The organism is Streptomyces sp. MUM 2J, assembly GCF_022414535.1.
Classification (GTDB): domain Bacteria; phylum Actinomycetota; class Actinomycetes; order Streptomycetales; family Streptomycetaceae; genus Streptomyces.
The window spans coordinates 1-10639 of the sequence record NZ_JADWYM010000078.1 but is presented as its reverse complement, the minus strand read 5'-3'; the positions used below and the strand labels follow the sequence as shown (position 1 = coordinate 10639).

General features: G+C 73.6%; 9 protein-coding genes and 2 pseudogenes. 3 read left to right on the top strand and 8 right to left on the bottom strand.

Annotated elements, in window-relative coordinates; translation table 11 throughout:
• Positions 1-311 (bottom strand): annotated as a pseudogene (locus tag I3F54_RS31365) (peptidoglycan-binding protein); the annotation flags it as partial.
• Between the two features lie 179 nt (positions 312-490).
• Here I3F54_RS31365 and I3F54_RS31360 point away from each other — a divergent pair.
• On the top strand, positions 491-2530 hold the full coding sequence (locus tag I3F54_RS31360) for an MFS transporter (RefSeq protein ID WP_240122320.1): 2040 nt from the start codon (positions 491-493) through the stop codon (positions 2528-2530).
• On the opposite strand, the gene I3F54_RS31355 is transcribed toward I3F54_RS31360, so the two are convergent.
• Both I3F54_RS31355 and I3F54_RS31350 read right to left on the bottom strand, forming a co-directional pair.
• Positions 2523-3017 (bottom strand): GNAT family N-acetyltransferase, encoded by a 495-nt coding sequence (locus tag I3F54_RS31355; RefSeq protein ID WP_240122319.1) that lies wholly within the window; start codon positions 3015-3017, stop codon positions 2523-2525. The genes I3F54_RS31360 and I3F54_RS31355 overlap by 8 nt on opposite strands.
• 155 nt (positions 3018-3172) lie before the next feature.
• Entirely contained in the window at positions 3173-3577 is a 405-nt protein-coding gene (locus I3F54_RS31350) for a DUF1992 domain-containing protein (protein ID WP_240122318.1), read from the bottom strand.
• Positions 3578-3696: 119 nt separating this feature from the next.
• Between I3F54_RS31350 and I3F54_RS31345 the strand changes: the two genes are divergently transcribed.
• Positions 3697-4089, top strand: a complete 393-nt coding sequence (locus I3F54_RS31345) for a hypothetical protein (RefSeq protein WP_240122317.1) — start codon at positions 3697-3699, stop codon at positions 4087-4089.
• A gap of 102 nt (positions 4090-4191) precedes the next feature.
• Here the strand turns inward: I3F54_RS31345 and I3F54_RS31340 are convergent, their stop codons facing one another.
• Positions 4192-4863 (bottom strand): O-methyltransferase, encoded by a 672-nt coding sequence (locus tag I3F54_RS31340; RefSeq protein WP_240122316.1) that lies wholly within the window; start codon positions 4861-4863, stop codon positions 4192-4194.
• A gap of 519 nt (positions 4864-5382) precedes the next feature.
• Between I3F54_RS31340 and I3F54_RS31335 the strand changes: the two genes are divergently transcribed.
• A complete protein-coding gene (locus tag I3F54_RS31335; protein WP_240122315.1) occupies positions 5383-7437 on the top strand; it encodes a bifunctional glycosyltransferase 87/phosphatase PAP2 family protein in 2055 nt (684 codons plus the stop codon).
• A gap of 173 nt (positions 7438-7610) precedes the next feature.
• Here I3F54_RS31335 and I3F54_RS31330 read toward each other — a convergent pair whose 3' ends face one another.
• The 4 genes and pseudogenes from I3F54_RS31330 to I3F54_RS31315 all read right to left on the bottom strand — a co-directional run.
• On the bottom strand, positions 7611-8300 hold the full coding sequence (locus I3F54_RS31330; protein WP_240122314.1) for a YoaK family protein: 690 nt from the start codon (positions 8298-8300) through the stop codon (positions 7611-7613).
• Between the two features lie 93 nt (positions 8301-8393).
• Positions 8394-8819: a transglycosylase SLT domain-containing protein gene (locus tag I3F54_RS31325; RefSeq protein ID WP_240122313.1), complete on the bottom strand. Its 426-nt coding sequence runs from the start codon at positions 8817-8819 to the stop codon at positions 8394-8396.
• Between the two features lie 350 nt (positions 8820-9169).
• Positions 9170-10018, bottom strand: coding sequence for an ECF transporter S component (locus tag I3F54_RS31320; RefSeq protein ID WP_240122321.1), 849 nt, complete (start codon positions 10016-10018; stop codon positions 9170-9172).
• Positions 10019-10029: 11 nt separating this feature from the next.
• Positions 10030-10569: pseudogene (locus I3F54_RS31315) on the bottom strand (AAA family ATPase); the annotation flags it as partial.
• Between the last annotated feature and the right edge of the window lie 70 nt (positions 10570-10639).

Below are 10639 nucleotides of genomic sequence, written 5' to 3'. Positions count from 1 at the left end.
GCACGCTCACGCGCGTCGCCGGCGCCCCCGGCGCCCGGCGCGACGCCCTGCGCGGGCCGAGCGTGCCGCCCGCCCGTGACGGGCCGGGCGGCCGGTGCGTTCGCGGTGTCCTCCAGTTCCACCAGTTCCACGTAGGGCCGGATGCGCAGCGGGTCGAAGTCCTCCGCCTCGGCCTGCGCCGCCGACCGGGCGTCGCGCAGGGCGTCGGACGCCCGCTGCGCGCAGGCGCGCGAAGGGGTGTTGTCCGCCCCCCTCGGCGCGCCGCATTCCGGGCACTGGTGTGCCTGTGGCCCGGTCCCGCGTTCGTCCACGTGTTCGCCCCTCCCCATCCGAATTCCAGAGATTATGCCGATCTCCTTCACCTCGGATGGCCCAACCCCCGTAAGACGGGGCCTTCGAGAGGACTCAACAGGCCATATACGGTCACACCCCTCACGATGGAAGTCGCAGCGGACGGCTCACGCGCGGATTGCGACCTCAGGAGGTCTTCATGGCGGTGGCGGGGCACGCCGGCACGGCGGACCGGCAGCGGGAGCAGGTCACCGGCAACGTGCTGGTCTCCATAGGCGCCCTGCTGCTGGGCATGCTGCTGGCCGCGCTCGACCAGACCATCGTGTCGACCGCGCTGCCCACGATCGTCAGCGACCTCGGCGGCCTCGACCATCTGTCCTGGGTGGTCACCGCGTACATGCTGGCCTCGACCGCCGCGACGCCGCTGTGGGGCAAGCTCGGTGACCAGTACGGCCGTAAGAGGCTGTTCCAGATCGCCATCGTCATCTTCCTGGTGGGTTCCGCGCTGTGCGGCATGGCGCAGGACATGCCGCAGCTCATCGCCTTCCGCGCCGTGCAGGGCCTGGGCGGGGGCGGGTTGATGGTGCTGTCGATGGCGATCGTCGGCGACCTCGTGCCGCCGCGCGAACGCGGCCGCTACCAGGGCCTGTTCGGCGCCGTGTTCGGTGCGACCAGCGTCCTCGGCCCGCTGCTCGGCGGGCTGTTCACCCAGCATCTGAGCTGGCGCTGGGTCTTCTACGTCAACCTGCCCGTCGGCGTCGTCGCCCTCGCCGTCATCGCCACCGTCCTGCACATCCCGCGCACGGCCACCCGGCACGTCATCGACTACCTCGGCACCCTCCTCATCGCCTCCGTCGCCACCTGCCTGGTGCTGGTCGCCTCGCTCGGCGGCACCACCTGGGGCTGGGGCTCCCCGCAGATCGTCGGCCTCGCCGTCCTGGGTGTCGTGCTGGCCGTGGCCTTCACGGCCGTGGAGCGGCGGGCCGCCGAACCCGTCCTGCCGCTCTCGCTGTTCCGCATCCGCACCTTCACCCTCGCCGCGGCCATCAGCTTCATCATCGGCTTCGCCATGTTCGGCGCGATGACCTACCTGCCCACCTTCCTCCAGGTCGTGCAGGGCGTGTCGCCGACCATGTCCGGCGTCCACATGCTGCCGATGGTGCTCGGCCTGCTGCTGTCGTCGACGCTCTCCGGGCAGATCGTCAGCCGCACCGGCCGCTGGAAGGTGTTCCCCGTGGCGGGCACGGCCGTTACCACGCTGGGCCTGCTCCTCCTGCACCAGCTGGACGAGAACAGCTCGACCGCGGAGATGAGCGGCTACTTCCTCGTCTTCGGGCTCGGCCTCGGCCTGGTGATGCAGGTCCTCGTCCTGATCGTGCAGAACGCCGTCTCCTACGAGGACCTCGGCGTCGCCACCTCCGGAGCGACCTTCTTCCGCTCCATCGGCGCCTCCTTCGGCGTCGCCGTCTTCGGCACGCTCTTCGCGAACCGTCTCGGAGACCAGCTCACCGACGCCTTCCGCGGGGTCACCCTGCCACCCGGCACCTCCGTGGACGCACTGGAGTCCGATCCACGCGGCATCGCCGCCCTGCCGCCCGATCTGCGTCCGCCGGCCCTGCACGCCTACGCCACCGCCATCACCGACGTCTTCCTGTACGCCGCGCCCGTCGCCGCCGCGGGCTTCGTCCTCTCCTGGTTCCTCAAGGAGGACCGGCTGCGCGCCTCGGTCACCGCCCCCGACGTCACCGAGACCCTCGCCAGCAACCCGGTCGAGCGGTCGTCGTACGACGAGGTGTGCCGTGCGCTGTCCGTGCTCGGCACCCGCGAGGGCCGCCGCGAGATCTACCGGACCATCACCGAACGGGCCGGCTACGACCTGCTGCCCGGGGCGAGCTGGCTGCTGCTGCGGATCAACAGGTACGGCGCGGTGGAACCCGCTCCGCTCGCCGAGCGCGGCCCCGTCCCGCTGCACGTCGTCCTGGAGGCCGCCCGACAGCTGGAGGAGCGCCGGCTCGCCCGCCGGGACGGGGTCGAGCTGGTCCTCACCGACACCGGACGCGAGGTGGCCGCACGACTCGCGCAGGCCCGCGAGGCCTCCCTCGCCGAGCTGCTGGGCGACTGGTGGGGGCCGGACCGGCCGACCGACCTGACGCAACTGGTGCGGCAGCTCAACGAGGAGCTGTGCGGCTCGGAGCGGGAACGGCCGGGCGAACCGCGGTCGCCGTCACCGTTCACCTGAGGGACTTGCCGTACCAGTGCTCGGCGTACGCGGCGTCGTTGTGCGGCTCGGTCTCCGCGTAGCCGAGGCGCGCGTACAGGGCCCGTGCCTCGACCAGATCACCGCGCGTGTCCAGGACCATCCGCCCGGCGCCGAGCTCCCGCGCGATCTGCTCGGCGGCGCCCACCAGCAGCGCCGCGCCACCCCTGCCGCGCATCCCCGGCAGCAGGAACACCCGCTTCAGCTCGGCCGTCGCCGCGTCCAGCAGCCTCACGCCCGCGGTGCCGGCCGGCTCGCCCCCGTGCCGCGCCACCAGCAGCAGGCCGCGCGGCGGCGCGAGGTCCGCGCCGCGCTCCGCGGCGATCTCCCGCTCCAGCTCCGCCGGATCGGTGCGGCGCCCTTCGTGCAGGAGGTACCAGCGGTCGCTGACCTCCGTGTAGTACGCCCGCCAGAGCGCGGCTGCGGCGGGGGAGTCGGAGGCTTCCGGAGCGACGGTCCAAGCGGGCATGGGCCATTGTCACGGGAAGGCCGGACCGGGGCGCAAACGCATTGACGGCAGGAGTCCGTAGCGGGGAGCCCGGCCGCGCACACCCGCCGTGACCGGTGGTCCGCCGCACGGCGAAGGGAAGCCGAGCGGCAGGACCGGTGCGACCCGGCCGGCCCTCACCGCTCCCGCCGCTCCCGCCACTGCCGCGCGACCTCCTCGACGTCGTACGGCTTCATCCCCAGCGGGGGCCCGGGCGGCGGCTTGTACATCATGTCGCGGATCTTCACGTTCACGTCCGTGACGATCTTCCGGGCTGTCCGCTCGGAGGGGGCCGCGATCGCCGCGACGAGCGCGTCCTCGGCCTCCTTGCGCAGCGCCAGCGCCGGTGGCAGGACCGAGATGCCCTCGCGGGCCAGCTTCCGCTTGATCCACCACTGCTCGTCGTAGGCCGCCTCGACATCGCTCGGCAGCGGTTTTCCCGCGCCGGGCAGATTCTCGAACTCGCCGCGCGCTTCGGCGTCGCGGATCTGCTTGTCCGTCCAGGAGTCGAAGCTCACCCCCGGTGGCTTTCGCTCGCTCATGGGGCCATTGTGCCGGACGCGGCCCGACCGGGCGGCCTATCATGCCGCCGGGAGCCGATCCGGCCACCGGGCAGGGCGTCGGGCGACGTCGGGCCAGGTCACCTCACGAAGGAGCGCACGTGCTCGAACTCACCATGGCCACTGTCTCCGGGGCGGACGCGGGCGCCACGGCCGGCATGCTCATGGCCGACGCGCCGAGCGAACCCGGCGCCGTGCTGCGGGTGGGCCGGGACATGTCCGTGTGCCGCCTCGTGACGCCGGAGGACTGGCTGTTCGTCTCGCGCGTCCACCTGGAGTTCGCATGCGGCCCCGACGGGGGCTGGCGGCTGACGTGGCTGCGCGGGTCCCAGCCCGACCCCTCCTCCGAAGTCCGGCTGGTGGTCGGCGAGTACGCCCAGCCCCTCACCTACGGCGGCAGCGTGGGGCTGCCGCGCGGCGCCGCCGGCGAGGTCGTCGTCCTGGACCGCACCGGGCCGCGCAGCGTCAACGTGGGCTTCTACCACGAGGCCTGACGGGGGATCGCGGCGCGGACGGAGTGAACGAACCGCCCCGCTCCGCCCCGTGCCCCGCCCGGTGGCGTCCCGCGCCCGCCGGGCACGGGACGCCACCGGGGCTCAGGCGAGCACCCGGGCCAGCGCGAAACCGTCGTACCCCTTGCTGCCGACCGTCTGGATCGCCGTTCCCGACAGCCTCGGGTGGGCGGCGATCAGCTCGATGGCGGCGCGGGTCCCCTCCACGTCGGGCGCGGTGCTCCCGCTGTCGGCGACCCGGCCGCCGCGGACCACGTTGTCGACGACGATGACGCTGCCCGCCCGGGTGAGGCGCAGCGCCCACTCCAGGTAGTGGGCGTTGTTGGCCTTGTCGGCGTCGATGAAGACCAGGTCGAAGGGGGGAGGGTTCTCGTCGGCGAGCTTCGGCAGCGACTCCAACGCCGGGCCGACCCGCACCTCGACGATGCGGTCGAGACCCGCACGGGCGATGTTGCGGGTGGCGATCTCGGCATGCCTGGCGCTGTACTCGAGGGAGACCAGACGGCCGTCGGAGGGCAGGGCGCGGCCCAGCCAGATGGTGCTGTAGCCGCCGAGGGTGCCGATCTCCAGGATGGCGCGCGCGCCCTGGATCTGGGCGAGGAGTTGCAGCAGCTTGCCCTGCGGCGCGGTGACGTTGACGTGCGGCAGTTCGGCGGCCTCGCTGTCGCGCAGGGCCGCCTGGAGCACCTCGTCGTCCGGTGCGAGGTGGCTGGAGAAGTAGAAGTCGATGTCGTCCCACAGCTGTGAACCGCTCATGCGCACTGCCCGCCCTTCGTCCTCGGCCGTTGCCCGCTCCAGGATTTCAGAGAACCCGGGGTGGCTGGGGGAGGGCGGGGCGGGTGAGACGTGCGGGAACAGCGTGGCGGCACGGCGGCTCCGGACCGCCCGCCACCACCTCCACCACCTCCACCACCTCCACCGCCCCGCCGCCCCTTCCGCTCCCCCACCCCCACCGCCTGGCGCGCTGCTCGCCCGTCACGGACGGTATGCTGCTCGCTGCACAGTGCACGCACACCGGGAGGCGCGGACCCGTTCCGGCACGGACGGACGTCATCGCCCGCCGCCGTCCCGGTCCCGCCCCGCGCGGTCACGGCCCGCGCGGAGGCGACCGGGCCGCTGCCGGACTATCGTCGTGCGGGCGAAAGGAACGCGGCCGTCAGGCGAAGCGGCGGTTGCGTGCGTCTCTGTCCGTGGACCGTGCGCACCCCATGAGGTGCGCGAAGACGATCCCCCGTGACGGGCACGGGGGACGGATGGGGCGGGAGGCCGACGAGCTTGGCGCGAGCGGAGCGGAGCGGGCGACCGGCAAGGGCGTTCGGGACGACGGCCGTCGACGCGGCCGGGGCGCGGCTGCACGCGCTGCGGCTGACCCTGTGGCTGGTCGCGGCCCTGCTCGCGGCCCGGCAGGTGGCCGTCGTCCTCAACAGCCCGCGCGGTGAACGGCTGATCGACCTGGAGACCTGGGTCGGCCCGGCGGGCGTCCTGCACGTCAGCGGCTCGCTCTACGACTCCACCCGGTTCACCGGCACCCCCTTCGGCGGGCTCGTCCTCAAGCCCCTCACCCGGGCGGCCGAACAGGCGCTCGGATGGGGATGGACCTTCGGAACCCTGCTCCTGGTCGTCGCCCTCGGCCTGGTCGCCGCCCGTGCCCTGCCCCAGCCGGTCGCCAGACGCACCTCGCAGCTCGCCGCCCCCGTGGCGGTCAGCCTGCTGATGCTGTCGCTGCCGGTGCGCAACACCCTGTGGCTCGGCCAGACCAGCATCATCCCGGTGCTGCTCGTGCTGGCCGGCTGCTTCGTCGTCCGGGGAGAGCGGGCCGGCGGACTGTGCGTGGGCCTCGCCGCCGCGCTCCAGCCGACGGTGCTGCTGTTCGCACCGTTGTTGTGGTTCACCGGCCGTCGCACCGCGGCCCGGTCGGCCGGGGCCGCCTTCGCCACCTGCACCCTGTTGGCGTGGGTCGCGATGCCGGACGACTCCCACACCTACTGGGTCCACCACATGGCCGGCGTGGGGCTGGGGGGCGAGGCGGACGCCCTCGCCAACCAGTCCCTGCACGGCGCTCTGCTGCGGGCCGGCCTCAGCGGCCCCGCGGAGATCGTCCTCTTCCTGCTGGCGGGCGCGGGCGTCGCCGTCCTCGGTGTGCGGCGCGGTGTGCGGTACGCGCGCGACGGCCAACTGCTCCTCGCGGTAGCGGTCACCGGCTGCGCGGTCGTCGCGATCTCGCCGACCGCCTGGCAGCACCAGTTGCTGTGGGTGCTGCTCGCGGTCGTCGGCCGGGTCGGCCGACGGGCCTCCGACCGGTACGTCTGGCCGGTCGCCGTCCTGCTGGTGATGACGCTCCCGGCGGGGATGCTGCTGCCGGACAAGCCGCTGTTCGAGCCGTTCATCGACAACCTGGTGCTGCTGACGGCTCTCGCCGCCGCCACCGCCGTCCCCTTCCTGGCGCGCAGTTCCCCCTTCCTCCTGAGCCCGGTCCCCACCGAGTACGCCGCACCCGTGTCCGCCCGCCGGCCGCGCATGTCCGCCGTGCCGGTCCTGCGCCGCGTGCTGACCCGGCCGAACCTGCTGTTCGAGCTGCTGCTGATCCGCATCACGTACTCCGTGTACGCGAGGATCCGCCTCGCCGCGGCCGGGGACTCGGGCAGCGGCGGCCGGGCCCGCGCCGAGGACCACGGCCACCTGATCCTCGGCCTCGAACGCTTCCTGCGTCTGGACATCGAGCACGCCGCCAACCACTTCGTCGCCGGAACCGGCTGGCTGGAGGACTTCCTCAGCTTCTACTACAGGTCCTTCCACTTCGGGGTGCCGCTGACCATCCTCGCGGTGCTGTACTGGCGCCGCCCCGTCGACTACCGCTGGGCGCGCTCGGCGATCGGCTTCGCCACCGTGCTCGCCCTCGTCGGGTTCTGGCTCTTCCCGCTCGCCCCGCCCCGCCTGATGCCCGGCCTCGGCATCGTCGACACGGTCAACGGCCCGCAGGACTTCTCCCGGCCCGACTACGGCACCCTCACCGAGCTGACCAACCAGTACGCGGCCATGCCGTCGCTGCACTTCGGCTGGTCCCTGTGGTGCGGTCTGGTGATCGTGGCCCTCGCCCCGAGACGGTGGATGAAGGCGCTCGGCCTGCTGCACCCCTTCTTCACCGTCTCCGCGATCATCGGTACCGGCAACCACTGGGTGCTCGACGCGGTGGTCGGCGCCGTCGTGGTCGGCGCCGGCTTCGGGCTGACGTATCTGCTCCAGGGGCCGCGGGGGAGGACGGCCCCGGCCGTGGCCGGCGGTGCCGGCGGTGCGTGCCGCGAGCCGGTGCGCGACGGCGCTCCGGGCTGATCCCGGTACGTGCGGCGGCGTCCACGGCCGGCTCGCACCGGGCGTACCCCGGCTTTCGGCCGGTGCGGCGAGTGGGAGGGCACCTTCCACGCCCTCGGGGGCGCTGGGGAGCGTGCCGGGCGTCGCGACGGGGCGAACGTCGCCTGTCGTAGTACTGGTCCTCTGCCGTCGTACTAGCCCTCGCGCCCCGACGCCGTCACCGCCAGAGTCGCCACGAGGACCGCGGCGATCAGGAGCGGGAGTCCCGGGCCCTGGTGGAGGGCGAGCCAGGCGCCGGCGGCGGCGCCACCGAACAGCGCGACCACCAGGGCGGCCCGGCGCCGGATCTGCCGGCCCGACCCGCTGCCCAGTGGGGACTCGGCCGCCAGCCCGGTCAGGGTCATGGTCACCACGGTGGTGGCCGTCAGGCCCGGTACCGCCAGTTTGCGCACGGTCGCGTTGCGCAGGCCCATGGCGAAGGCGGTCAGGCCGATCAGCGCGTACGTCACCCCGCCCGTGGCGGGGACGGCGAGGGCCACGGCCGCCGCCGTACCGACCGGTGCCGCCTCGGCGGCCAGGGCGGTGCGGGCGCGGGTCCGCCGCGGACGGCCGCTCATCCGCTTCAGCATGCGCCCGCCGGACACCGCGCCCAGCAGGAAGCAGCCGAGCGAGGTCGTGGTGTGGGGAACGGAGAACGCCTGCGCTCCGGCGGCGGCGAAGCCCAGGACGACCACGTTGCCGGTCATGTTGGCGGTGAAGACGTGGTGGAGTTCCAGGAAGCTGACCGCGTCGATCATCCCGCTGACCAGGGCCAGCACGATCAGGACGGCGACCAGGGGGACGCCCCGTGCGCCGGGGTCGCGGGTGCCGGACTGGGTGATCACCGACCCAGTGGACCACGCCCGGGCCGGGAAACGCCGAAGGCGGCGGACCCGGCTGTGCGGGGCCGCCGCCTTTCAGGTGGCGCGGGGTGCGGCTCAGTACCAGCCGTTCGCCTGCCAGAAGTTCCAGGCGCCGACCGGGCTGCCGTAGCGGGCGTCCATGTAGTTCAGGCCCCACTTGATCTGGGTGGCGGGGTTGGACTTCCAGTCGGAGCCGGCGGAGGCCATCTTGGAGCCGGGCAGGGCCTGGACCAGGCCGTAGGCGCCGGAGGAGGCGTTGGTGGCGTGGACGTTCCAGCCGCTCTCGTGCTGGACGATCTTGGCGAAGGCGTTGTACTGCGCGGCGTCCGGGATCATCTTGCGCGCGATCGCCTTGGCCTGGGAGGCCGAGTCCGCGGAGGCCGTCGCGGCGTGGGCGGGTGCCGCGGTCAGGGCCATGCCGGCGGTGGCGGCGGCCACGGCGGCGGTGGTGAGGGCCTTCTTCGGGGCGGCGATGTTGCGAAGGACGCGGGAGACGGACACGAAGAACCTTTTCGTCGGGGGCGGTGGTGTCGCGTGCGGGTCGTGGCGCGCCGTGCGGCGCGGGGCGGACATGCCTCGGCGCCGAGGCCCCGGGGGGCACGTCGGCGCCGTGCGACGTCATCCAGAGAAACAGGCCCGGAACCCGTCCGCAATGACCGCTTTTACTAGTTGTGGTCGCATCCGGCCGGAAGGGTGGCCGTGTGAGCCGGATCTCACTGTGCAGGTCAGGAGGTGTGATGGCGAGGGCATGACACTGACCTGCGGCTACGAAGCCGCCTCGTACGTGACCCGGGTCATGTGGGGTGGTTCACCGCCGGAACCGCCTCGTGTCACGGTCGGCGCACGGCGCCTCACCCAGCGGTCCCCTCCCCGGGCCCCTCGAACGTGACCGGCGTCTCGAAAGCCGCCCGCCGTGTCGCCCGGCGCAGCGCCCGCAGCACCGCGGGGCCCAGGGCGACGGTGAGCACGACCGTGACGACCGCCCGCCCCATGTCCCAGCCCATGGACGTGGCCAGGCAGTAGGCGACGAAGCGGGCCAGGTTCCGCGGCACCGCCGCGTGCGCGTCGAAGGCGATCCCCGACGCCAGGCTGTTCATGAAGGGCCAGCCCGCCATGTTCATCACCGTGCCGTAGGCGAAGGCGGCCAGGAAGCCGTAGCACGCCAGCATCGCCACCTCCCCGTGCCCGCGCAGCCGGTCCGGACCCGGCAGCAGCCCCGCCCCCAGGGTGAACCAGCCCATCGCCAGCATCTGGAACGGCATCCAGGGCCCCACCCCACCGGTGAGCAGCGCGGACGCGAACATCGTCACCGAACCCAGCACGAAGCCGAAGCCCGGCCCGAGGACCCGCCCACTCAGCACCATCAGGAAGAACATCGGCTCCAGGCCCGCGGTACCCGCGCCGATCGGCCGCAACGCCGCCCCCGACGCTGCCAGCACGCCCACCATCGCCACCGCCTTGGGGCCCAGCCCCGACTCCGAGATCGTCGCCGCGACGACGGCGACCAGGAGCACCAGCAGCCCCGCGAAGAGCCACGGCGCGTCCTGCGCGTGCGCGTTCACCTGCGAGGTGGGCGGGGCGAGGAACGGCCAGCCGAAGCCCGCCACCCCCACCGCACTCACCAGGGCCAGCGCCGCCACGGAACGGGGGCCCAGACGGATCGCCCGCGCCCGGCGGGCCGGGGGAGCCGAGGCCCCCAGGGTTCGTGCGGTCACCTCAGCGCCTCCTCCACCTGCGCCACCGTGAGCCATCGCTGCGGCGCCAGGACCTTCGTCACCTGCGGGGCGAAGGACGGGGACGACACCACCACCTCGGCCGTCGGGCCGTCCGCGATCACCTCGCCCTCGGCGAGCAGGACGACCCGGTGGGCCAGCTCGGCCGCCAGCTCCACGTCGTGGGTGGCGAGCACGATCGCGTGGCCGTCCGCGGCGAGTGCGCGCAGACGGGCGATCAGGCGGGCCTTCGCCGCGTAGTCCAGACCGCGGGTCGGCTCGTCCAGCAGGATCAGGGGCGGCCGGGCGGCCAGCACCACCGCCAGGGCCAGGGCCAGACGCTGGCCCTCCGAGAGGTCGCGGGGGTGGGTGCCGTCCACCACGCCCGGCAGCAGCTCGCCCACCAGGGCCCGGCACGTGCCGGGTGCCGCCCCGGCGTCCCGGTCGGCGGCCACGCACTCGGCGGCCACCGTGTCGGCGTAGAGCAGGTCGCGCGGCTCCTGCGGCACCAGGCCCACCCGGCGCACCAGCTCCCGCGGCGGCGCGACGACCAGCAAGGTCACTGAGCGCCGGACGGCATCCAGGGCGTCCACGACGGGCGATCACCGA